Source organism: Streptomyces sp. NBC_01707, from assembly GCF_041438805.1.
Classification (GTDB): domain Bacteria; phylum Actinomycetota; class Actinomycetes; order Streptomycetales; family Streptomycetaceae; genus Streptomyces.
The window spans coordinates 5745767-5768125 of sequence record NZ_CP109190.1; the positions used below are offsets into that span (position 1 = coordinate 5745767).

Here is a 22359-nt window from a genome sequence, read left to right on the forward strand (position 1 = left end):
GTCAGGGCGCGGACGACGGTGGCAGGCAGTTGCGCGCCGGCGGCTTCCCCTCCGGCCAGGCGATCGCCACGAACCGCTGCGAGGCGTCCTCAGGCGCCAGCTCCACCACCGGCACCGCCTTGTTGTACGGGTTGCCGTGGTTGTCCAGACAGATCCAGCCGCTGGCCCCCGACACCCGCAACGACGCCTTCACCCGTGGCCACTGCTCGCCCACGTCCGCGGGCTCCGGAAGGCGTTTGCCGCCCGGGGTCGCCTGCCGGATGCCGTGCACAGCCGTCGCCATCGCGTCGTAGGCGATGATCACCTGGCCGTCGGTCAGATCCTGGCGCCCGGTCGGGCCGATCGGACCCACCGGCTTCTTCCCCACCACCGCCAGCAGATCCAGGAATTCCTGGTAGTCCGCTGGGGAGCCGCCCGTCCTCTCCTTCGCCCCGTCCTTCCCCGCCGCCCAGGCGTCCGGGTGTGCGAGCGAGGCGTAGCGGACCGTCACCTTCCGGCGCAGCGTGCTCCGGTCGAGCTTCTTGTCGCCGCCGAGATACGAGCCCTCGTCGCCGGTGAGTACGGTGAACGCCCGGTTCTGACAGCCGCGGGCCCCGAGCGCGTTGATGAACTGCCGCAGCTGGGTGTGGCGCCCGGCGAAGAACACCGTCTCCGCGCCCGAGTCGCAGATCAGATGCGTGATCTGCTGGAACGTGTTGGCCGTGGTGCCTTCGTCGGTCGGGTCCTTCGGCGAGGTGAACAGCTGCGGCTCGTACCGGGTGCCCTTGACCAGCGCGGCGAACGCCGCCTTCAGCGTGTCCGTGTAGTGGTCCCCGGTACGGGTGTCCTGGACCAACAGTGCCTTGTCGGCCCGCACCTTGCCGAACTGGGCGAGGGCGCGCGCCTCGTCCCGGTTGGTGGGAGAGACCCGGGCCAGCCCCGGGAACGGGTCGCCCTTCGGGCCGTTGGCGATGTCGTCCGCGGTGATCGTCGAACCGACGACCGCGATGTGCGCGGAGGTCAGCTCCTTGACCGCCGACTTGACCTGCGTACTGCTGGTGGCCACTCCCGACACCGCCCGCAGTCGGTCCGGGGCGCCCGTCATCTTCTTGAGACGGTCCACCGTGGGGCGCCAGAGCAGGTTGTTCTTCCCGGTGTTGGCGAGCAGCAGACGGATCTTCGGCACCTGGTCGTTCGACAGGTGGTTGGCCCGGTACTGCTCGGCGAACGCGCCCTGCAGTTCCCGCCGCATCTTCGTGCCCATCGAGCCGTCGGTCGACGTCAGCGGAAGCAGCAGTGCGACGGACACGTACCGGCCCGGCTTCAGCCCGGAGTTCTCCCGGCCGATCGCCGCGGCGACAGCGGTCAGCTTGGGCATCCCGAAGTCGTAGCCGGAGCCGGAGACACCGATGCACTCGTCACTGCCCTGCGGACGCTCGACGCCCGGCACGCACCGCCGGTTCTCCGGGGCCGTGAGCCGGCTGATGCCGTACCAGCCGGAGGTGATCACGAGCGCTCCCACCACGATCGTCGTGACGATCTTCTGCCGAGCCGTGTACCAGACGCGATAACGCAGCGGATTACGCATGCGAGCCACCGTCCCCCCGTGTCCGTCCTGGTCCGTGCGCGGTGGCCGGCGGCCCCGGCGGCATGGAGAGCGGCCGCCACGCCCTGATGTCCTGAGGCCAGTGCGTCGCCGCGTCCCAGAGCACACTGTTGCCCGTCGGATGCCTGCCGGACAGCTGCCGCAGCTCGAACGCCATCTTCTCGGTCACCTCGTCGTCCGGCAGTGCCAGCGGATCGGAGAGCAGCCAGACGGCGTGCAGCAGCCGGCGCAGCTGCAGCTGGAGCTTCGTCGCCCGCTCGTCGAGCCCGGCGAGCCCCGTCTCCTCGTCCGGCGACGAGCCGGCCGACTCCTGCCCCAGGGCGATCGCCCGCCGTGGATCGGGGCCGGAGCTGCCGGGCGCGCGCGGATAGGGCGCCGCGGCGATGAACCGCAGCGCGGCCAGCCAGCGCATCACGTCGGTGAGCGCGAACTGCACCCTCAGATGGGTCACACAGGCCCCGGCCCCGCCCAGCACGAGCTCCTGGTGCAGGCGGTGCGGGACGCTCGGGAAGCTGCCCCCGGGCACATAGGCCGTGCGGAGCGACTCGTGCACCGCACGCCACATCGCGTAATGCGGGTGGTCACCGTCCTGGAACCGCAGCCGGTGCAGCAGCAGCGACCGCAGCAGCGGATCGGCGACGAAGTAGTCGGGACCGACCTGCCAGTCCTCCGACCGCAACACATCCCGTACGAGCAGCGCCACATCGCCGTCCATCGAGACCCCGCGCAGCCGCGTCCTCGCCAGCAGCCGGGCGGACTCCTCGCCGTGCGCCGCGGCCAGCACACTCAGGACGTCCGGACGCTGCCCCGGCAGCAGCTGCTTCAGCAGCTCGTCCGCCACCCGCACCGGCGGATGGTCCTCGCGCAGTTCAACCGTGCGGTCGAACAGTGCCCCGGGCACCAGCGCCGCCGGTTCCGCCGCCTCGCCCGCCGCCTGCGCGAGCAGCGCCACCCCGAGCGGGCGCCCGCCCGTCAGCCGGTGCACACCGCGGGCCAGTCCGGCCGGGGTGCGGCCCGCCGGATCGAACCGGTCGAACGCCGCCTGCACCTGTGTGGCGGTCAGCGGGGTGAGGTCCACCGCGAGGATCCCGGACGTCACCTCCGTGGACCTGGCCCAGTGCGAGGCGTGCGCCACCTCGGGCAGCCGGTGCCGTACCGCATGGCTCAGCCCCTCGTGGTCACGGGCCCGCGACGAGGTGAACACGGCGATCTGATCGCGGCCCCCGGCGCCGCGCTGCCGCAGCAGCGGCTCGACCAGCTGCCGCCCCAGCGCCGTGTGCGCATTGTCGAGCAGCAGCACCGGACGGCCCCGGCGGGCGCCACGCGCCATACCCCGGTAGGCCCGGACCAGGTCCTCGACCAGGGCCAGCACCAGATGGTCCTCGGCCCGGCGGCGCAGATCACCGCCGCGCTCGAAGTCCACGGCCAGCTGCCGCAGCCCGATCCGGCCGTTGCCGCCTGCCTGCGGATAGCTCCCGTACCAGTCCGCCGACCGCCGCTGGAACCGGCTGAACGTCTCCTCCAGCACCGTCTCCACGGTCGCCTCCGCGACCAGCCCCGCCAGCGGAACCATCGAGTCGAACGCGCTCGCGGCCAGCTTCGTCAGCACCTTCGCGACCCAGCCGGTCGCCGCGCCCCCCTTGGTGTCGACCGTGGCCAGCACCGGACCGAGCGACTGAAGATCCCGCTGCGCCCGGGTCTCGTCCTCCCGGCTCCAGGAGATCGAGGCGACCGCCACCAGCCCGAGACTCAGCCGCGGGAACTGCACCGGCCGCGCTCCATGTACCCGCACCGTCAGCTGCGCTGCGAGGCCCGGCAGCGCGCCGGTGACCGGAGTCCAGCCGGGGCCGGGGTCCTCGGGCGGGACGACCGCCTCGCAGTCGACCAGGGCCACCGGGGTGATCTCGCGGTACACATGACGCAGCTGCTTGAGCACCGAGGTCTTGCCCATGCCGCGCCCGCCGGTCAGCACGACGACGGGCGGATCGTCGCGGTGCTCGTAGGCGGCCCTGGCGGAGCCGGTAGGGGTGAGACCTGTCAGACGCGCCGCTAGTCCGTCGTTGCCGAAGATCGCCTCGCGCCCGTACAGCTCCCTGTCCACAGCCCCCCCAGTGCCGACACCGTGCACGAACTGTCACACCGTCAACATCAGGATATCGACGGCGTGTTGGAGGGGGGTGAAGATTTTCGAACGATACGGGCGGTCCCGCCGGCCGGCCGCGGACCCTCGTCAGCCGACCGAGATCGCGTCCAGCTTCGCGCGCAGATACGTGTGGGCGTCCACCGGCTCGTGGGTGACCCGGCCGGTCGGCGCGGGCACCGACACGACCGTGGTGCGCGGGTCGCACTCATAGAAATAGACGAGCGACATCAGCTCCTCGGCGGGGGCGTCGGAGGGCGGCGGCAGCACCCGGTGCCGGCCCGAACGCCAGCGGTCGCCCGTCCAGCGTGCCATCAGGTCTCCGATGTTGATGGTGAAGGCCTCGGGGTCGTACGGGGCGTCCTCCCAGCCGTCGTCGTCCGTGAAGACCTGCAGCCCGCCCTTGCCGGTCTGCCGGTCGAGGACCGTGACGGTACCGAAGTCGGTGTGCGGGCCGATCCGGAACTGGCCCGGCACCGGCTCCCCGACCACCTCGGTGCCCGGATACCAGTTGATGTTGAAACCCCAGGTGGGATGCGTGGTGTGCCGGGTGAAGAAGTCCTCGGGCTTGCCGAGCGCGGCACCGAGCAGCTCCAGCAGCCGGTCCGAGAGCGTCCGCATCTGCGTGAGGTACTCCGTCACCAGGGCCCTCAGCGCGGGTGCCTCACGGGGCCAGGTGTTGGGCAGGAACCACTCGGCGTCGATCTCCGGGTCGCCGGTGGGCTCCTCGGCGGCGAAGGAGAGCGACTCCTTGAGGTCCGGGGGTGTCCGGGTGCCTTCCGCACAGCCGTTGGCCTCGGCGCCGGGGCCGAGCCAGCCACGGCCGCCGACCTTGACGGCGTACGGCGTCTTCGCCGCGGCCGGCAGCAGGAAGAACCCCCGTGCGGTGTCGCGGATCGCGGTCCGCAGCGCGAGGTCCACGCCGTGCCCGGTGACCAGCAGGAAGCCCGCCGCCCGCAGCGCCGCGTCGACGGTCTCGGCGGTCTCGCGGCGGGCCCCGGCGTCGCCGGAGAGCCACGGTCGCAGATCGATGGTGGGAATCCTGGGCTCACTCATCGCCGATGTCCTCGTTCCATACATCCGGATGGTCCTGGACGAAGGCGCGCATCAGGGCGGTGCACTCGGCGTCGTCGAGGAGCACGACCTCGACGCCGTGCCGGGCCAGCCAGTCGTGCCCGCCGCGGAAGGTGGCCGCCTCGCCGATGACCACCCGGGAGATCCCGAACTGGCGGACCAGACCGCTGCAGTACCAGCACGGCGAAAGGGTGGTCACCATCGTCGTGCCACGGTACGAGCGCTGCCGCCCGGCGGCGCGGAAGGCCGCGGTCTCCGCGTGCATGGACGGGTCGCCGTCCTGGACGCGGCGGTTGTGCCCGCGGCCGAGGAGCGAGCCGTCCGCCCCGTACAGCGCGGCGCCGATCGGAATGCCGCCCTCGGCCAGTCCGGCGCGGGCCTCCGCGACGGCGGTCGCGAGGCGTTCCCTGTCGACGTCACGGCCGGTGCCCCCGGCGCCGCCCCTGCCGTCGTCCCTGTCCCTCATGCCGTTCACTCTCCCGGTCACGGAACACCGGGGCAACGTGCGGTCCCCGGTCGCCCCACGTCCTCAATGGCCGGACGGGCTCGATCTCCGAGCGGGACCGGCCCCGGAACGCGAAGCGACAGCTGCTGTATCCGTGAACCCGCGTGCGGTCACGAGGCGGGCGGAGCGGGCTCCTCCGGCCCGGCCCCGCTCTCGCGGCGCTTGAGCTCCTCCTCGCGGCGGCGCAGATCCGCCTCCCAGTCCTTGAGGAGTGACTCGTCCTTCTTGTTCTCCTCCTTCAGCGCCTTCAGGAAGTCCGGATTGTCGTCCGGTGCCACCCACTCATGACGGTGGTTGCGGTGCCATTCCGACGGGGTGCGGCCCCCGGCGGGCGCGTGGCGCATCTTGCCCGCGCCCAGCCACACGAGCGGGCCCACGATCCAGAACAGCAGAATGATGAAGACCCAGGCGATCTTCGGCAGATGCTTGGCCTCGTCCTCCGGGGTGTTCAGGCAGTCGATGAACGCGTAGATCGTCAGTGCCAGAGGCAGGAGATAGATCAAGGCCCGGAACATGGTGAAGGGTCCCCCCGCGAAGAGATGGCGGGGCGCTGTCCCGCCCCGGTGACGGGGCCAGGGTAGCCCGTGGCAGATACTTGTCAGCATGGCTTACGACGATCTTCGTTCCCTCCTCCGGGCGCTGGAGCGCGAGGGCGAGCTCAAGCGCATCAAGGCCGAGGTCGACCCCTATCTGGAGGTCGGCGAGATCGTCGACCGGGTGAACAAGGCGGGCGGGCCCGCCCTGCTCTTCGAGAACGTCAAGGGCTCGTCGATGCCCCTGGCCATGAACGTGTTCGGGACCGACCGGCGGCTGCTGAAGGCGCTCGGGCTGAAGTCGTACACCGACATCAGCGACAAGATCGGCGGCCTCCTCAAGCCGGAGCTGCCGCACGGCTTCGTCGGCGTGCGCGAGGCGTTCGGGAAGCTCGGCTCGATGGTGCACGTGCCGCCGAAGAAGGTGAAGTCGGACAACGCCCCCGTGCAGGAGGTCGTCCTCACCGGCGACGACGTGGACCTGGATCAGCTGCCCGCGCTCTTCACCTGGCCCGAGGACGGCGGCTCCTTCTTCAACCTGGGGCTCACCCACACCAAGCATCCGGAGACCGGCGTCCGGAACCTGGGGCTCTACCGGCTCCAGCGCCACGACCGGCGCACCATCGGGATGCACTGGCAGATCCACAAGGACAGCCGCAACCACTACCAGGTCGCCGCCAAGCGCGGTGAGCGGCTGCCCGTCGCGATCGCCTTCGGGGCGCCGCCGGCGGTGACGTACGCCTCCACGGCCCCGCTGCCCGGCGACATCGACGAGTACCTCTTCGCCGGGTTCATCCAGGGCAAGCGGATCGAGATGGTCGACTGCAAGACCGTGCCGCTGCAGGTCCCGGCGCAGGCGGAGGTCGTCATCGAGGGGTGGCTGGAGCCCGGGAAGATGCTTCCCGAGGGGCCGTTCGGCGACCACACCGGGTTCTACACGCCGCAGGAGCCCTTCCCCGCGCTCACCATCGACTGCGTGACCATGCGGAAGCGTCCGCTGCTCCAGTCGATCGTGGTGGGCCGGCCGCCGACCGAGGACGGCCCGCTGGGGCGGGCCACCGAGCGGTTCTTCCTGCCGCTCCTGAAGATCATCGTGCCGGACATCGTGGACTACCACCTGCCCGAGTCCGGCGGCTTCCACAACTGTGCGATCGTCTCGATCGACAAGAAGTACCCGAAGCACGCCCAGAAGGTGATGAGTGCCATCTGGGGCGCGCACATGATGTCGCTGACCAAGCTGATCGTCGTCGTGGACTCCGACTGCGACGTCCACGATCTGCACGAGGTCTCCTGGCGGGCGCTCGGCAACACCGACTACGCCCGGGACCTCACCGTTACCGAAGGCCCGGTCGACCATCTCGACCACGCCTCCTACCAGCAGTTCTGGGGCGGCAAGGCCGGCATCGACGCGACGAAGAAGTGGCCCGAGGAGGGCTACACCCGGGACGGGGGCTGGCCGAACATGGTCGAGTCCGACCCGGAGACGGCGGCGAAGGTCGACCGCCGGTGGAAGGAGTACGGGCTGTGAGTGCGGCCGAAGCGGCGCTGGGCCCCGGGCCCGCGCAACCGACCGGCAGGGTCAAGGCGTTCTTGCGGCTCGTGATGATCGAGCACTCGGTCTTCGCGCTGCCCTTCGCCTACATCGCCGCGCTGAGCGCGATGTTCCAGCTCGACGAGAACATCCACTGGGGGCGGCTGCTGCTCATCACGGTCGCGATGGTCGGGCTGCGGACGTTCGCGATGGCCGCGAACCGGATCATCGACCGCGAGATCGACGCGCGGAACCCGCGTACCGCCAATCGCGAGCTGGTCACCGGTGCCGTCACCGTGAGGTCGGCGTGGACGGGTGCGCTCGTCGCCGTCGTCGTCTTCCTCGGGGCCGCCGCCCTGCTGAACCCGCTCTGTCTGGCGCTCGCGCCGATCGCCGTCGTACCGATGGTCGTCTATCCGTACGGCAAGCGGTTCACCCACTACCCGCACGCCATCCTGGGTGTCGCGCAGGCCATGGGGCCCATCGGCGCCTGGCTCGCGGTCACCGGCAGCTGGTCGTGGGACGCGGTGATCCTCGGCCTCGCGGTCGGTGTCTGGATCGGTGGCTTCGACCTGATCTTCGGCTGCCAGGACGTCCAGGCGGACCGCGCGCACGGCGTGCTCTCGGTCCCGGCCCGCTTCGGAATCCCGGCGGCGCTCTGGGGGGCCAGGGTCTGCCACGTGGTGACGACCGGGCTGCTGGTGTGGTTCGGGCTCGCGACGGGCGCGGAGCTCTTCTACTGGATCGGCATGGTGATCGTCGCCGTGGCGTTCGTGTACGAGCACCGCGTGGTGCGGCCGCACGACCTGTCCCGGCTGAACCGGGCGTTCTTCTCCGTCAACGGGTTCATCGGGATCGCGCTGTTCGCGTGCGCCCTGCTGGATCTGCTGGTGCGCGGCCTCACGCCGTGAAGGCAGGGGGCACGGCACGGGGGGCGCGGCGCGGGCGGCGGAACACGAACGCCGCGCCCACCCCTCCGATCAGCCCGAACAGATGCCCCTGCCAGCTGATGCCGGAGTCGGTCGGCAGCACGCCCCACAGCAGCGAGCCGTAGACCACGGCGATCACGACGCCCACCACTATGTCGAGCGGTCTGCGGTCGACGAAGCCGCGGACCAGCAGATAGCCGAAGAGGCCGAAGACGACGCCGGACGCGCCGAGCGTGACCGTGTTCGGCGGTGCGGTCAGCCAGACGCCGAGGCCGCTGACCACGATGACGGTGAGGGCGACGGCGGCGAACCGGCGTATCCCGCCGAGGGCGGCGATGAAGCCGAGGACCAGCAGCGGGAGCGTGTTGGAGGCGACATGCTCCCACCCGCTGTGCAGGAACGCGGCGGGCACGATGTCGAGCAGCTCGCTCGGCTCGCGCGGGGTGACGCCGTAGGTGTCGAGGGCCTGACCGGTCGCCATGTCGATGGATTCGAGCACCCACAGCAGTGCGATCCAGCCCAGCATCAACGCGCCGGCCGTCACCGCACGTGCCGAGGTGTCTGTACGGGTACCGGTCATGGCCGCCCCCCTGTCCGTGGCCGTTCACAGCCGCCCTGGGCTCTGTCCCGGGCCTGTCCTTCATCTGTCGGAACGCCCGAAACCCCTCACTCGGTTCCGCAGGCCGTGCGCCGGATAGGCTCGGGTGTGTGGAATCCGGGACTTCAGTGAGTCAGCAGCAGCGGCAGCCTTGGATTGTCGGGGTTTCCGGTGCTTCGGGCACACCATTCGCCGCCGCCGTGCTGCGCGGCCTGCTGGCCGCGGGGGAGAGCGTCGATCTGGTGGTGAGCCGGGCCTCGCGGCTGACGCTGCTGGACGAGACCGGGATCGCCTTCCGTGACGCGCACTGGCAGGAGGACCTGCGGAGCTGGCTGGCGCGCGGGGCGGACGGGAAGCCGCACACCTTCGATGTCGAGGTCGACCGGGTGCGGCACTGGGCGGCCGGTGATCTCGCGGCCGGGCCGTCCTCCGGCTCGTACCCGGCGAAGGGGATGCTGATCGTGCCGGCCTCGACGGCCTGTGTGGCCGGAGTGGCGCTCGGGCTTTCGAAGGATCTGCTGCAGCGGGCCGCGAGCGTGACGCTCAAGGAGCGGCGGAAGCTGGTCGTCGCGGTGCGCGAGACTCCGCTGAACGGTCAGACACTGAAGCATCTGGTGGCCCTGGACGAGGCGGGCGCCGTGGTGCTGCCCGCCTCTCCGGCGTTCTATGCGGGCGCGACGCACATCCAGGATCTGGTGGACTTCGTCGCGGGGCGGGTGCTCGACGCGGCAGCGGTGCCGCATCGGCTGTACCGCCGGTGGGAGGGGGAGCTCGGTGGCTCCCGTGACTGAGGCCGGCCCGGTTGGGCCGGGGGTCAGCGCTTCTTCGGGGCGCGCTGGGTGCGGGTCCGGTCGATCTCGCGCGCGGCGGCGGGCTGGTGGGCACGCGAGCGGTTGGCCAGGTCCTGCAGCTCGCGCATCCGGGCGTAGGCCATCTCGATCGTGTACACGGTGTCTTCACTCCTGAGGATTCGAAAGAACTTCTTTGAAAATCTGAAAGATCTGCAGGGCGTGAACCCTGTGTGCCTTAGATTCTATACGTAAACTCGCGGTACTGCTGAACAATGGAAGGTTTCAGTCATATGGACGCGGTGGACAGGCAGCTCATCCAGGCCCTCAGGGAGAACGGCAGGGCCTCGTACGCCGAGCTCGGGCGGCTCGTCGGGCTCTCCGGGCCCAGCGTCACCGACCGCATCAACCGGCTGGAAACCGCCGGTGTCATCACCGGCTACCGCGCCACCGTCGACGCCGCCTCACTCGGTCTCGGGGTCACGGCCCTGATCGGCATCTCGCTCTCCGATGCCGCCGACCACGAGGACGTCGCGCGCCGGCTCAAGGACCTCGCGGAGATCGAGGACTGCTGGTTCATCGCGGGCGACGACTCGTACATGCTCAAGGTGCGCGTCGGTGACGTCGACGGCCTGGAGAAGACCATTCGCCGGCTCAGCGGTACGAAGGGCGTCTCCCGTACCCGCACCACGATCGTGCTCTCCACCAAGTGGGAGAACCGGGTCGGGGAACTTCCCGAGGAGTCGTAGGCGTAACGTGGTGGAGCCCCCGGGTGACCAGGGGTTCCACCGGGGGTTCCACAGGGTGTCCCGGGGGGAGCGCACTTACCGCACAGCACGTCAGAGACATCTGGGAGGCAGCCGCATGGACGTCGGGCTCAAGCGCGAGCTGGAGGAGAAGGTCCGCGCAGGGGAGCGGCTGACCCGTGAGGACGGCATCGCCCTCTACGCGTCGGACGATCTGGCCTGGCTCGGCGGCCTCGCCCACGAGGTGCGCACGCGCAAGAACGGCGACGTCGTGCACTTCAACGTCAACCGGCACCTCAACATGACGAACGTGTGCACCGCGTCGTGCGCGTACTGCTCGTTCCAGCGGAAGCCGGGCGAGAAGGACGCGTACACCATGCGCATCGAGGAGGCCGTCCGTCTCGCGAAGGCGATGGAGGGCGAGAACCTCACCGAGCTGCACATCGTCAACGGGCTCCACCCCACGCTGCCGTGGCGCTACTACCCGCGCTCCCTCAGCGCGCTGAAGGAAGCCCTTCCGCAGGTCTCCCTCAAGGCGTTCACCGCCACCGAGATCCATCACTTCGAGACCATCTCCGGGCTCTCCGCCTCCGAGATCCTCGACGAGCTGATCGAAGCCGGTCTGGAGTCGCTGACCGGCGGCGGCGCGGAGATCTTCGACTGGGAGGTCCGCCAGCACATCGTGGACCACAACACCCACTGGGAAGACTGGTCGCGCATCCACCGTCTCGCGCACGAAAAGGGTCTGAAGACCCCGGCGACGATGCTGTACGGCCACATCGAGGAGCCGCGTCACCGCGTCGACCACGTGCTGCGGCTGCGTGAGCTGCAGGACGAGACCGGCGGCTTCCAGGTCTTCATCCCGCTGCGCTATCAGCACGACTTCGTCGACATGAAGGACGGCAAGGTCCGCAACAAGCTGCAGGCGCGGACGACGATGGCGACCGGCGCCGAGGCGCTGAAGACGTTCGCCGTCTCGCGTCTCCTCTTCGACAACGTCCCGCACGTCAAGGTCTTCTGGGTGATGCACGGGGTGCAGACCGCCCAGCTCGCGCTCCAGCACGGCGCGGACGACATGGACGGTTCGGTCGTCGAGTACAAGATCACGCACGACGCGGACAACTACGGCACGCCGAACAAGCTCGGCCGCGACGATCTGCTGGAGCTGATCCGGGACGCGGGATTCCGCCCCGTCGAGCGGAACACCCGGTACGAGATCATCCGCGAGTACCCGGGACCGGACGCGGACCGCCGTGAGGCGCCGCAGCCGATGCGGGTCTGACGCGGCCGGTTCGCTCCACCGTCGAACCGCCCGTCGCGGATCTCTTGAGCGGATCTCTTGGTACGAAAGCCCCGGCCGCCGTCCCCGGCCGGGGCTTTCTCGCGTTGTGGACGGCGCTTGAGGCGACCATGCTGTAATAGCTAATCTGCCACTATGGCGCTTACATTTGAGGTGGATCCCAAGTTCGACAGCACCCTGCGGGACGGCATCTGCGCACTCTGGGCCGATGTCTCCAACGCCGGTGGTGCCGTCGGCTTCGTGCCACCCGTCACCACCGAGGACATCCGCCCCGAACTGGTCAAGCACCTCGTCTCGATGGCCGAGGGCCGCACCCGGCTGCTGGTCGGGTACGACGAGAAGGGGGCCGTCGCCGCCACGGCCTTCCTCGTCCGCAACACCCACCGGCTGATGTCCCACTGGCTCTGGCTCTACACGGTGATGGTCCATCCCGGCCACCAGGGCAAGGGCTACGGCCGTGAGCTGATGTCCGCCGCGGCGGAGGCCGCCCGCCGGACCGACGGGATAGAGGCCATCCGCCTCACCTGCCGGGGCGGCACCGGGGCCGACCGCTTCTATGCGACGTGCGGATACAAGGAGGTCGGCCGGGTGCCCGGCGCGATCAGGGTCGCCGACGGGGACGACCGCGACGACATCATCATGCTGCTCCCGTTGGGGTGACTCGCCGGCCCGCCCGCCGAAGTGATCGAATTCGGGGCATGCTTCACTGGTCGGGCAGGGTTGTCGTACGTAGAGAGAAGGCCAGCCGTGTCCGCTGCCAAGCCGAGCGCAACGATCCGGTACACGCTGATGCGCCTCAGCATCTTCGTCGGCTGTCTCGCCGTCGTCGCCGTGGCTGTCACCTACGGTTTGCTGCCCTCCGGGCTCGGCGGATCCAACATCATGTGGATCATCCTGCTCGCCCTGCTGCTCTCCGCGCCGCTCAGCTACGTCCTGCTGCGCAAGCAGCGCGACGAGATGTCCGCGCAGATCGTCCCCAAGATCGACCGCGCCAAGGCCCGGCTGGCGGCGAACCAGGGCCAGGAGGACGGCGTCGCCCCGTAGCGCCGCGGTCCCGCGTGAAGCCCGCATGAGGCCGGAGTGAGGGTTACGTAAGTTTCCTCACAAGCGCACCGTGTTCGCTCGACGCCCCAGTGCCGGAGCATCCGCTCCTGTGCTGGGGTTTCTGCGTTCCGTCGCGTGGTGCGGGACGCGTGCTCGCCAAGGCTTCCCCAAAGAACACCTTTGAGATCCTCAAAGTTCAAGTGTTAACGTGTTCGACATGAAGACAGCTGTGCGCCCTCGCCATCGAGCCGGCCTTGAGCTCGTGGTGCGCCTGCATGTCGATCTCTGCCGCTGTATGTCCGCGGTCTGTTGCCGCAACGTCTGAACCGGCATCATGCAGCGGCGCCGCTGTGACCGAGATCTTTAGGTGGCGGGCGAGAAGGATTGTTGGCGGATCCTTCGGTCACACCGAGGACTAGCGCGCCCACCTGCGGTGACGTGCTCACGGTCGGGGCCGAAGGTGGCATGGTCTGCCAACAATCCTTCTCGTGATCTGCCAACCAGCTTTCTCCGAACGCCTCTGACCTGCACCGGAGCAAGCGCGATCCGCCACCTACCGTTCTCGGTCACAGCCGCCCCTGACGCGGGCGCCGCACCCCCGTCCCCCGCGCCGTTCCCGTGCGCCCCGATACGTCACATCTGGAGTGTGTCCGTGTCCGCGAATCCCGCGTCCGCCACCGCCGGCACCGGCCGGCAGTCCGGCTCCGGTTTCCGTATACCCAAGGTCCCGTTCTGGGCCCAGATCGTCGCCGGTCTGGTCCTCGGCGTGCTGCTCGGCTGGCTCGCCCGCAGCTACGACATCGGCTGGCTGTACACCACGCTCGACAAGGTCGGCCACATCTTCGTCCAGCTGCTGAAGCTGGCCGTCGCGCCCCTCGTCTTCTTCGCGATCCTGGTGTCGATCACCAACCTGCGGAAGGTCAACAACGCCGCCAGGCTGGCCACCCGCACCCTGCTCTGGTTCATGATCACCTCGCTGATCGCGGTCGCCATCGGCCTGGCGATCGGCCTGATCACCAACCCGGGCGCCGGCACCGGCCTGACCCCGAAGGACGGCGCCAAGCCTGAGCACGCGGGCTCCTGGCTCGACTTCCTGACCGGCATCATCCCGGAGAACGTGATCACCCCGTTCACCGAGCTGAACGTCCTGCAGATCGTCTTCATGGCCGCCGTCGCCGGTATCGCCGCGCTCCAGCTCGGCGAGAAGGCCCAGCCGATCCTCACCCTCAGCGAGTCGATCCTGGAGCTCCTCCAGAAGGCCCTGTGGTGGGTCATCCGCCTCGCCCCGCTCGGCACCGTGGGCCTCATCGGCTACGCGATCGCCGACTACGGCTGGGACCTGATCGGCAAGTACGCGACGTTCACCGTCGACGTCTACGTCGGTTGCGCCCTGGTGCTGTTCGGCGTGTACCCGCTGCTGCTCGCCACGGTCGCCAAGGTCAACCCGCTCCAGTTCTTCAAGGGCGCCTGGCCCGCGATCCAGCTGGCCTTCGTCTCCCGCTCCTCGGTCGGCACGATGCCGGTCACCCAGAAGGTCACCGAGCGCCTCGGTGTTCCGAAGGAGTACGCCTCGTTCTCCGTCCCGTTCGGGGCGACGACGAAGATGGACGGCTGCGCCGCGATCTACCCGGCGCTGGCGGCGATCTTCATCGCGCAGATCTTCGACGTCCAGCTGGGTGTCGGTGACTACATCCTGATCGCGTTCGTCTCGGTGATCGGCTCGGCGGCCACCGCCGGTCTCACCGGTGCGACCGTCATGCTGACCCTCACGCTGTCCACGCTGGGGCTGCCGCTGGAGGGCGTGGGCCTGCTGATGGCCATCGACCCGATCCTGGACATGATGCGTACGGCCACCAACGTGGCCGGCCAGGCGCTGGTCCCGGTGATCGTCTCGGCACGCGAGAAGATTCTCGACCTCGACGCGTACAACTCGGCCTCGTCCTCCCCGGTCGACGACGAGGTGCGCGACGCGGAGCCGGTGGGCGTCCCGGTGGCCGCGTAACGGGCACACCTTCGGCGAGCGCCCCCGGTCCTTCGTGGACCGGGGGCGCTCGCCGTTGTGCGCGTCCTGAGGGGGAGCCGGAGCGCGGGGGAAGTCGTGACTTCCGGCGGAGGTGAAACCGGCCACTGGACGGCCCGGGAAGGCTTCTTCGTACGCCGCCGGAGGAGCCCGCGCCGTACTCTTGCCGAGGAGTGGCGCAGTGGGGTGGGAGGAAGTCGGACGTGGGTGCTGTGAAGAGCAAACGGATGCCGCGTGCCGTGCGCGAGCAGCAGATGATGGACGCCGCGGTGCAGACATTCGGGCAGCGTGGATACCGGGCCGCCTCGATGGACGAGATCGCGGAGCTGGCCGGTGTGTCCAAGCCGTTGGTCTATCTGTACCTGAATTCCAAGGAGGAGCTCTTCACCTCCTGTATCCAGCGCGAGGCAAAGGCGCTGGTCGCAGCGGTGCGGTCGGGGGTGGAGCCGGGGCTGACGGCGGACCGGCAACTGTGGGCCGGGCTGCGGGCGTTCTTCACGCACACCGCGGAGAACCCGGACGGCTGGGCGGTGTTGCACCGGCAGGCACGTACGCACGGGGAGCCGTTCGCCACCGAGGTCATGGTGATGCGGGACGAGATCGTTGCGTTCGTGACGGGTCTGATCGGCGCCGCCGCACGTGAGGCGCACCACGATCCGGCGCTCCCGGACCGCGACGTGTCGGGCCTGGCGCAGGCGCTCGTGGGGGCCGCGGAGTCGCTCGCCGGCTGGGCGAACGACACCCCGGGCGTCTCGGCGAAGGAGGCCGCGGCCACGCTGATGAACTTCTCGTGGGCGGGCCTGGAGAATCTCATGCACGGCCGCCCGTGGGCGCCACGGGCCCAGGCAGCCGCTCGGGCGTAGCGGCCGGCCGCTCAGGACTCCGTCCGCGCACCGTCCCGTGCCATCGTCCCGGTGAGGTGGACGCGGCCACCGCCGCTGCGGAGCTGGAAGGAGCTGCCCGCGCCGTCCACCGCGTACGTCACGGTCGCCGGGAGCGGGACGGGGGCCCTGAAGTCGGCCCGGACGTAACGGATCCTGTCCGGTTCGGCGGTCTCGGCCAGACAGCGGGCGACCGTCCACATGCCGTGTGCGATGGGTCTCGGGAAGCCGAACAGCCGGGCGGTGAGCGGATACAGGTGGATCGGGTTCCGGTCACCCGACGCGGCGCCGTAACGACGGCCCAGATCGCCGGGGAGCCGCCACTCGGCGGCCGCGGGGAGTTCGACCGCGGGGAGGACGCGAGGCCCGACCTCGGCGGCGGGCGGGACCCCGCGTGTCGAGTGGCGGGAGAGATAGCCGCTGCGGGACTCCCACACCAGCTCGCCGCCCGACCGCGCCTCGGTCGTCATCGTCACCTCGGTGCCCCGCCGATGAGGCACCAACGCATCGGCGTACACGGTGAGTTCGAGTGCTTCCGTGGGGTGCGGCGCGTGGAGCCGGGTGATCTCGATCCAGGTGTGGACCAGCCCGACGACGGGAAGCGGGAAGCTGCGTCCGGTCATCAGCCGCATCGCGAGCGGGAAGCCCAGCACATGCGGGTACGTCAGCGGCATTGTGTCCGGCTCGGAGAAGCCGCAGATCCTGCTGTACGAGGCGAGGGGACCGGGGGCGATCCGAACGTCCCGGGCCACCAGGCGGTCGGCCGGCAGTGCGGCGCCGGGCCGGCCCGCCCGCTTGAACGGGGACGTGACGGCGCCTCGTACCAGTGATGCGGTCAGACCCCGGGAAGTGGCAGTGGTCGACATCGACGTCACGCCCCGAGCAGGCTCTGGCCGCAGACCCGCACGATCTGGCCGTTCACGGCCGCCGAAGCGGGCTGGGCGAACCACGCGGTCGTCTCCGCCACATCGACCGGAAGTCCGCCCTGCGCGAGGGAGTTCATCCGGCGGCCCGCCTCCCGGATGAAGAGGGGGACGGCGGCGGTCATCTTGGTCTCGATGAAGCCGGGGGCGACCGCGTTGACCGTGACGCCGTGGTCGGCGGCGGCGCGCGGGGCCAGGGAGCGGACCAGCCCGATGATGCCCGCCTTGCTGGCCGCGTAGTTCGTCTGACCGGTGTTGCCCGCGATGCCGGCGATGGACGCGGTGGCGACGATCCGGCCGCCCCGGTTGATGGTGCCCGCATCGAGCAGCGCGTCCGTGGTGCGCAGCACACTGTCGAGGTTGACCTCGACGACCTGGGTCCAGCGGTCGGCGGGCATGTTGGCGAGCCGCCGGTCCCGGGTGATGCCCGCGTTGTGGACGAGAATGTCCAGGCCGTCGGGGACCGCGGCGGCGATCCGCTCGGCGGCGTCGTCCGCGGTGACGTCGAGCGGCAGCGCCGACGCGCCGATCCGGTCGGCGGTGCGCGCCAACTCGTCCCGGGACTGCGGGATGTCGAGGCAGATGACCTGCGCTCCGTCCCGTGCCAGGACCGACGCGACCGAGGCGCCGATGCCGCGGGCAGCGCCGGTGACCAGCGCGGTGCGTCCGGCGAGCGGTGCGGCCGGGTCGGCGGCCGGATCGGGCGCGGCGCCGGTGAGTTCGACGACCTGGCCGCTGACGTACGCGGACCGGGGCGAGAGCAGGAACCGAAGGGTGGACTCCGCCGAGGCGGCCGCACCCGGTTCGATCCGGAGCAGCTGGACGGTGGCGCCCCTGCCGATCTCCTTGCCGAGCGAGCGCACGAACCCCTCAAGAGCCTGCTGGGCAGCCGCCTGATGGTGGTCGTCGGCCGACGGCCGCACCCCGACGATCACGATCCGGCCGCCCGGTGCCAGCGAACGTACGACAGGGTGCAGTGCCGCGTGCACGTCGCCGAGTCCGGCGGCGGTGGCAACTGCCGTCGCATCCACCACGATCCCCGCAGGGCGGGATGTCGCTTCGGCGCTCCGGACCACCGTGAGGCCGGTCGCGGCCAGGACCGCACCCAGCTCCCGCACAACGGCTGAGTCGCCCGCCGTGAGGTGCAGCAGCGGGCCGTCCAGCGACTGCGTCTCGAGCGACCAGCGACGCAGCCGCGCCGGCTGCGGCAGGCCGAGCTTCCGGGTCAGAAATCGGCCGGGTGCTGTGCCGGTGAAGTGCAGATAGCGGTCGGCCATTGTCCAGACTCCCTGCGCGGTCGTAGATTTTACTGCGGAGTAAGGTTACTCAAGAGTCAGGAGCAGGTCGAGATGAGTTGGTCGAGATGATCCCCCTTGCTCTCCCGCAGCCGCGCCGGGTCGCGGTCATCGGCGGCAGCCGGATCCCGTTCGCGCGCTCCGACGGCCCGTACGCACACTCCTCCAACCAGGAGATGCTCACCGCCGCACTGAACGGTCTGGTCGAACGGTTCGGGCTTCAGGGGCAGCAGGTCGGCGAGTTCGTCGCAGGCGCCGTCCTCAAGCACAGCCGGGACTTCAACCTCGCTCGCGAGACCGTCCTCGGCTCGGCGCTCGACCCGCGCACCCCCGCGTACGACATCCAACAGGCCTGCGGCACGGGGCTCCAGGCCGTGATCGCCGCCGCCGACAAGATCATGCTCGGCGCGGTCGACTCCGCGATCGCGGGCGGCACGGACACCACGAGCGACGCACCGCTCGGCGTCAACGACCAACTGCGCAGACTGCTGCTGGCGGCCCGGCGGGCAAGGTCGACCGGCGGACGGATCAAGGCACTTACGGGGATACGGCCCCGGCATCTCGTCCCCGACATACCGCGGAACGCCGAACCCCGCACCGGGCTCTCGATGGGCGAACACGCGGCGATCACCGCCCGGCAGTGGGACATCGGCCGCGCCGAGCAGGACCTCCTCGCCGCCACCAGTCATCAGCGGCTCGCCGCCGCGTACGAACGCGGCTTCCTGCACGACCTCGTCGTCCCCCACCTCGGCCTGGCCCGCGACCAGAACCTCCGCCCCGGCTCCACCGTGGAGAAACTCGCCACCCTCGAGCCGGTGTTCGGCGCCGACCACCCCGACGCGACGATGACCGCGGGCAACTCGACCCCGCTCACCGACGGCGCCGCCACCGTGCTGCTGGCGAGCGACGAGTGGGCCGAGGCGCACGGCCTGGAGCCACTGGCGTATCTCTCGCTGTACGAGACCGCCGCCGTCGACCATGTGGGCGGCGATGACGGGCTGTTGATGGCTCCCGCGTACGCCGTACCGCGGATGCTGGAGCGCGCCGGGCTCACCGTCGAGGACTTCGACCTCGTCGAGATCCACGAGGCCTTCGCCTCCCAGGTGCTCGCCACCCTGGCCGCCTGGGAGAAGCAGGGGCTCGCCCCGGTCGACCGGGACAGGCTCAATGTGGCCGGATCGTCGCTCGCCACCGGGCATCCGTTCGCCGCGACCGGGGCGCGGATCGTCGCCACCCTCGCCGCACTGCTCGCCGAGCGGGAAGGCCCGGGCCGCGGGCTGATCTCGATCTGCGCCGCGGGCGGCCAGGGGGTCACCGCGATCCTGGAACGCCCCTGATTCCCGGTCCCTTTCAGCGATCGAGAACAACTTCAAGCCCGACCGGCGGCCGAGGACGAAACGGCCGCCGGACGGACCGGCCGAACCGCCCTTCCCCCTGTTGAGGAGCCGCTCGTGTCCACGTCACCCTCTGCCCCCGCACCTGCCGCGACGCCCGCCCCACCCGCTCCGGTCGAGCCGACGAAGGTCAGGGCGCCGGACGGATCGGTACGGCAGGTCTCCGTACCGCCGATCGCGCCGCCCGTCCGGCACGGATCGCTGGCCGAGATCCCCTTCGACAACGCCCACGAGGCCCCGGGCGACGCCGTCCTCAGCCGCAAGCAGCCGGACGGCAACTGGCAGGACGTGACGGCCGAACAGTTCGCCGGCGAGGTGCTCGCCGTCGCCAAGGGACTGATCGCGGAGGGCCTGCGGGCCGGCGACCGGATCGCGATCATGGCCCGTACGACGTACGAGTGGACGTTGCTCGACTTCGCGGGCTGGGCCGCCGGACTCGTCACCGTCCCCATCTACCCCACGTCGTCCGCCTTCCAGGCCCGCTGGATCCTCCAGGACTCGGGCGCCGTCGCCTGCGCCGTGGAGACGGCTGAGGAAGGCCGGCTGATCAGCCAGGAACGCAAACAGCTCGGCGATCTCGCCCACCTGTGGCAGTTCGACACCGGCGCACTCGGCCGGCTGAAGACGCTCGGCAGGGACGTCCCCGACGACGCGGTCGCCGCCCGCCGGGCGGCCCTGGAACCGGAGACACCCGCCACCCTCATCTACACCTCGGGCACAACCGGACGCCCCAAGGGCTGCGTCCTGACCCACGGCAACTTCTTCGCCGAGGTCGACAACGCCATCGAACTCCTCCACCCCGTCTTCAAATCGGTCAGCAAGGAACCGGCCTCGACCCTTCTCTTCCTGCCGCTGTCGCACGTCTTCGGGCGGATGGTCGCGATCGGCTGTCTGCGCGCCCGGGTCCGGCTCGGCCACGCCCCGTCCATCCGGACCGAGGACCTCCTCGCCGACCTGGCGGGCTTCCGGCCCTCGTTCCTGCTGGCCATCCCGTACGTACTGGAGAAGGTCTACAACACCGGCCGGGCGACCGCCGAGAAGATGGGCCGCGCCTCGTCGTTCGACCGCGCCGCGAGGATCGCCCAGCGGTACGGACAGGCCGTCGAGGCCGCCGAGCACGGCACCGGTCCCGGGCCGGGCTGGGGCCTGCGGGCCGCCCGGGCCCTGTACGACCCGTTGGTCTACCGCCGCATCAGGGCGGCCCTCGGCGGACACGTCCGGTACGCGATCTGCGGTGGCTCCCCGCTGGGCCGCCGACTCGCAGCTTTCTACGCGGGCGCGGGCATCGAGATCTTCGAGGGGTACGGCCTGACGGAGACCACGGCCGCCGCCACCGTCACCCCACCGCTCAAACCGCGCCTCGGCACGGTCGGCTGGCCGCTGCCGGGCACCGCCGTGCGGATCGCGGAGGACGGTGAGGTGCTGCTCAGCGGCGGCCAGGTGTTCCGCGGCTACTGGGACACCGAACGCGGCACGCCCGTCCCCGCACTGGACGGCGGGTGGTTCGCCACCGGCGACCTGGGCGCCCTCGACGAGGACGGCTACCTCACCATCACCGGTCGCAAGAAGGAAATCATCATGACGACGGGCGGCAAGAACGTCGCCCCGGCGCCGCTGGAGGACTGGCTGCGCGCGCACCCGCTGGTCGGCCAGTGCATGGTGGTCGGCGACAACCGCCCGTTCATCACCGCCCTGATCACCCTGGAGCCGGACGGGCTCCTGCACTGGCGGCAGATGCGCAAGAAGCAGGACGTGCCGATCCGGGACCTGGTGGCGGACCAGGAGCTGCGCGGCGCGCTCCAGCGCGCGGTCGACGAGGCCAACCGCCTGGTCTCGCGCGCCGAGTCGATCCGCAAATTCGTCGTGCTGCCGGTGGACTTCACGGAGGAGGGCGGACATCTGACGCCCTCGCTGAAACTGAAGCGGGACGCGATCCTGCGGGACTTCGAGGCGGAGATCGAGGAGCTGTACCGGAGGTAGGCGGACGATCCCGGAGGGGCGGCCCGGCAGGCGGGGCGGCCGGGCCGGTACGAGGTGGAGCGGCCGCCGGGGCCCCGGCGGGGTACCGAGCCCGACGACGCGTCGGCGGCCGCGGAGAACGCCGAGAAAGCTGCGTGAGCGTGCCCGGGAATGCCGCCGTGACGGCCTTCGGCAGGGGCGTGGGAGACCGTGCGGGGCGGTCGGGGATGAGGTCGTCGCCGGGTCCGGACGAGTCGCCCGGCCGCCTCTTCGCGGCCTTTCCGCATGCCGCCTGAGCTGGGATTCTGTGTCGTGCGGCCCTACCGTGTCCCCATCGTGGAAGGGGATCCGATGGACCGGAACATACGCACGATCGACGACGTCCTGAAGCTGATGGACGGCCTGTTCGCGCCGGAGGCCGATCGCTGGACGACGGACGGGGCCGGCTGGTGGGACGGGTTCTACGGCGACCGCTCGAAGCCGGTGCCGTTCTTCGTGGCGAAACCGGACGAGAACCTGGTCTCGTACCTCGACCGATCCTTGATCACGCCGGGTCGGGCGCTCGACCTCGGGTGCGGCCCGGGCCGTAACGCTCTCCATCTCGCCTCCCTGGGTTTCCAGGTGGACGCCGTCGACCTCTCCCCGGCCGCCATCTCCTGGGCCGAGGAGCGCGCTCGTGAGGCAGGGGCCGACATCCGGTTCCGTTGCGGTGACGCCTTCGCCCTCACCGAGGCCGAGTCGGACGGCCCGTACGACCTGATCCACGACTCCGGCTGCTTCCACCACCTGCCGCCGCACCGCCGCATCAGCTACCTGGCCCTGCTGGACCGCGTCCTCGCCCCCGGCGGCCACCTCGCGCTCACCTGCTTCGCAGCCGGAAGGATGGGCTCCGAACTCCCCGACGCGGAGTTCTACCGCGGGTCCGGCCTGCACGGCGGGCTCGCCTACACGCCGGAGTCCCTGCGCCGGATCTTCTCCGACCTGACGGAGGTCGAACTGCGCCGTATGCACGACGAGCCGCCCGAGTCCCCGTACTTCGGTGAGTCGTTCCTATGGACGGCCCTGTTCCGCCGTGACGCGCGGACGCCGCCCGGCGGATCAGCCACGCAGTGAC

At 70.4% G+C, this 22359-nt stretch carries 21 protein-coding genes; 12 read left to right on the forward strand and 9 right to left on the reverse strand.

Features of this window, described 5'->3' with window-relative positions:
• Position 1 precedes the first annotated feature (1 nt).
• The 5 genes from OG963_RS25920 to OG963_RS25940 form a co-directional block, all read right to left on the reverse strand.
• The gene (locus OG963_RS25920) at positions 2–1567 is read right to left on the reverse strand and encodes an ABC transporter substrate-binding protein (protein WP_371799488.1); all 1566 of its coding nucleotides are present in this window, start codon (positions 1565–1567) and stop codon (positions 2–4) included.
• Positions 1560–3686 carry a hypothetical protein gene (locus OG963_RS25925; protein WP_371799489.1) on the reverse strand — a complete coding sequence of 709 codons (2127 nt, stop codon included), beginning with the start codon at positions 3684–3686 and terminating at the stop codon, positions 1560–1562. Before OG963_RS25925 ends, OG963_RS25920 begins: the two co-directional genes overlap by 8 nt.
• 129 nt (positions 3687–3815) lie before the next feature.
• Positions 3816–4781, reverse strand: a complete 966-nt coding sequence (locus tag OG963_RS25930) for an isopenicillin N synthase family oxygenase (protein WP_093776300.1) — start codon at positions 4779–4781, stop codon at positions 3816–3818.
• Entirely contained in the window at positions 4774–5265 is a 492-nt protein-coding gene (locus OG963_RS25935; RefSeq protein ID WP_371799490.1) for a nucleoside deaminase, read from the reverse strand. Before OG963_RS25935 ends, OG963_RS25930 begins: the two co-directional genes overlap by 8 nt.
• A 149-nt stretch (positions 5266–5414) precedes the next feature.
• Positions 5415–5819, reverse strand: a complete 405-nt coding sequence (locus OG963_RS25940) for a PLD nuclease N-terminal domain-containing protein (protein ID WP_030928025.1) — start codon at positions 5817–5819, stop codon at positions 5415–5417.
• An 88-nt stretch (positions 5820–5907) separates the two neighbouring features.
• Between OG963_RS25940 and OG963_RS25945 the strand changes: the two genes are divergently transcribed.
• Complete coding sequence (locus tag OG963_RS25945) at positions 5908–7365, forward strand: menaquinone biosynthesis decarboxylase (RefSeq protein WP_030928021.1); 1458 nt, start codon at positions 5908–5910, stop codon at positions 7363–7365.
• Complete coding sequence (mqnP, locus tag OG963_RS25950) at positions 7362–8279, forward strand: menaquinone biosynthesis prenyltransferase MqnP (protein WP_030928016.1); 918 nt, start codon at positions 7362–7364, stop codon at positions 8277–8279. Before OG963_RS25945 ends, mqnP begins: the two co-directional genes overlap by 4 nt.
• Here mqnP and OG963_RS25955 read toward each other — a convergent pair.
• Entirely contained in the window at positions 8269–8877 is a 609-nt protein-coding gene (locus OG963_RS25955) for a rhomboid family intramembrane serine protease (RefSeq protein WP_093776302.1), read from the reverse strand. The genes mqnP and OG963_RS25955 overlap by 11 nt on opposite strands.
• 146 nt (positions 8878–9023) lie before the next feature.
• On the opposite strand from OG963_RS25955, the gene OG963_RS25960 reads away from it, so the two are divergent.
• The gene (locus OG963_RS25960; RefSeq protein WP_093776304.1) at positions 9024–9686 is read left to right on the forward strand and encodes a UbiX family flavin prenyltransferase; all 663 of its coding nucleotides are present in this window, start codon (positions 9024–9026) and stop codon (positions 9684–9686) included.
• 23 nt (positions 9687–9709) lie between these two features.
• Here OG963_RS25960 and OG963_RS25965 read toward each other — a convergent pair whose 3' ends face one another.
• Positions 9710–9844 (reverse strand): hypothetical protein, encoded by a 135-nt coding sequence (locus OG963_RS25965; protein ID WP_256224108.1) that lies wholly within the window; start codon positions 9842–9844, stop codon positions 9710–9712.
• A gap of 132 nt (positions 9845–9976) precedes the next feature.
• Between OG963_RS25965 and OG963_RS25970 the strand changes: the two genes are divergently transcribed.
• The 6 genes from OG963_RS25970 to OG963_RS25995 all read left to right on the forward strand — a co-directional run bounded on the left by OG963_RS25970 (position 9977) and on the right by OG963_RS25995 (position 15656).
• Positions 9977–10432: an Lrp/AsnC family transcriptional regulator gene (locus OG963_RS25970; protein ID WP_030928011.1), complete on the forward strand. Its 456-nt coding sequence runs from the start codon at positions 9977–9979 to the stop codon at positions 10430–10432.
• A gap of 115 nt (positions 10433–10547) precedes the next feature.
• Complete coding sequence (mqnE, locus tag OG963_RS25975; RefSeq protein ID WP_093776306.1) at positions 10548–11711, forward strand: aminofutalosine synthase MqnE; 1164 nt, start codon at positions 10548–10550, stop codon at positions 11709–11711.
• Between the two features lie 153 nt (positions 11712–11864).
• The gene (locus tag OG963_RS25980; protein WP_352304996.1) at positions 11865–12389 is read left to right on the forward strand and encodes a GNAT family N-acetyltransferase; all 525 of its coding nucleotides are present in this window, start codon (positions 11865–11867) and stop codon (positions 12387–12389) included.
• An 87-nt stretch (positions 12390–12476) separates the two neighbouring features.
• A complete protein-coding gene (locus OG963_RS25985; protein ID WP_093776308.1) occupies positions 12477–12773 on the forward strand; it encodes a DUF4229 domain-containing protein in 297 nt (98 codons plus the stop codon).
• Positions 12774–13425: 652 nt separating this feature from the next.
• The gene (locus OG963_RS25990; protein ID WP_093776310.1) at positions 13426–14775 is read left to right on the forward strand and encodes a dicarboxylate/amino acid:cation symporter; all 1350 of its coding nucleotides are present in this window, start codon (positions 13426–13428) and stop codon (positions 14773–14775) included.
• Positions 14776–15020: 245 nt separating this feature from the next.
• Positions 15021–15656, forward strand: a complete 636-nt coding sequence (locus tag OG963_RS25995) for a TetR/AcrR family transcriptional regulator (RefSeq protein WP_030928002.1) — start codon at positions 15021–15023, stop codon at positions 15654–15656.
• 11 nt (positions 15657–15667) lie between these two features.
• Here the strand turns inward: OG963_RS25995 and OG963_RS26000 are convergent, their stop codons facing one another.
• Together OG963_RS26000 and OG963_RS26005 are read right to left on the reverse strand one after the other, a co-directional pair.
• Positions 15668–16540: a MaoC family dehydratase gene (locus OG963_RS26000; protein WP_371799491.1), complete on the reverse strand. Its 873-nt coding sequence runs from the start codon at positions 16538–16540 to the stop codon at positions 15668–15670.
• A gap of 5 nt (positions 16541–16545) precedes the next feature.
• Positions 16546–17874 carry a 3-oxoacyl-ACP reductase gene (locus tag OG963_RS26005; RefSeq protein ID WP_371799492.1) on the reverse strand — a complete coding sequence of 443 codons (1329 nt, stop codon included), beginning with the start codon at positions 17872–17874 and terminating at the stop codon, positions 16546–16548.
• 86 nt (positions 17875–17960) lie between these two features.
• Between OG963_RS26005 and OG963_RS26010 the strand changes: the two genes are divergently transcribed.
• The 3 genes from OG963_RS26010 (at position 17961) to OG963_RS26020 (ending at position 22358) form a co-directional block, all read left to right on the forward strand.
• Complete coding sequence (locus OG963_RS26010) at positions 17961–19229, forward strand: acetyl-CoA C-acetyltransferase (protein WP_177309280.1); 1269 nt, start codon at positions 17961–17963, stop codon at positions 19227–19229.
• Positions 19230–19343: 114 nt separating this feature from the next.
• Positions 19344–21266 carry a long-chain fatty acid--CoA ligase gene (locus tag OG963_RS26015; RefSeq protein ID WP_093776316.1) on the forward strand — a complete coding sequence of 641 codons (1923 nt, stop codon included), beginning with the start codon at positions 19344–19346 and terminating at the stop codon, positions 21264–21266.
• A 330-nt stretch (positions 21267–21596) separates the two neighbouring features.
• Entirely contained in the window at positions 21597–22358 is a 762-nt protein-coding gene (locus tag OG963_RS26020) for a class I SAM-dependent methyltransferase (protein ID WP_093776643.1), read from the forward strand.
• Position 22359: the final 1 nt, after the last annotated feature.

Coding starts and splice junctions, on each gene's coding strand:
- OG963_RS25920 (WP_371799488.1), bottom strand. CDS start 1,567: ATGCGTAATCCGCTGCGTTATCGCGTCTGGTACACGGCTCGGCAGAAG.
- OG963_RS25930 (WP_093776300.1), bottom strand. CDS start 4,781: ATGAGTGAGCCCAGGATTCCCACCATCGATCTGCGACCGTGGCTCTCC.
- OG963_RS25935 (WP_371799490.1), bottom strand. CDS start 5,265: ATGAGGGACAGGGACGACGGCAGGGGCGGCGCCGGGGGCACCGGCCGT.
- OG963_RS25940 (WP_030928025.1), bottom strand. CDS start 5,819: ATGTTCCGGGCCTTGATCTATCTCCTGCCTCTGGCACTGACGATCTAC.
- OG963_RS25945 (WP_030928021.1), top strand. CDS start 5,908: ATGGCTTACGACGATCTTCGTTCCCTCCTCCGGGCGCTGGAGCGCGAG.
- OG963_RS25955 (WP_093776302.1), bottom strand. CDS start 8,877: ATGACCGGTACCCGTACAGACACCTCGGCACGTGCGGTGACGGCCGGC.
- OG963_RS25970 (WP_030928011.1), top strand. CDS start 9,977: ATGGACGCGGTGGACAGGCAGCTCATCCAGGCCCTCAGGGAGAACGGC.
- mqnE (WP_093776306.1), top strand. CDS start 10,548: ATGGACGTCGGGCTCAAGCGCGAGCTGGAGGAGAAGGTCCGCGCAGGG.
- OG963_RS25980 (WP_352304996.1), top strand. CDS start 11,865: ATGGCGCTTACATTTGAGGTGGATCCCAAGTTCGACAGCACCCTGCGG.
- OG963_RS25995 (WP_030928002.1), top strand. CDS start 15,021: ATGCCGCGTGCCGTGCGCGAGCAGCAGATGATGGACGCCGCGGTGCAG.
- OG963_RS26000 (WP_371799491.1), bottom strand. CDS start 16,540: ATGTCGACCACTGCCACTTCCCGGGGTCTGACCGCATCACTGGTACGA.
- OG963_RS26005 (WP_371799492.1), bottom strand. CDS start 17,874: ATGGCCGACCGCTATCTGCACTTCACCGGCACAGCACCCGGCCGATTT.
- OG963_RS26010 (WP_177309280.1), top strand. CDS start 17,961: ATGATCCCCCTTGCTCTCCCGCAGCCGCGCCGGGTCGCGGTCATCGGC.
- OG963_RS26020 (WP_093776643.1), top strand. CDS start 21,597: ATGGACCGGAACATACGCACGATCGACGACGTCCTGAAGCTGATGGAC.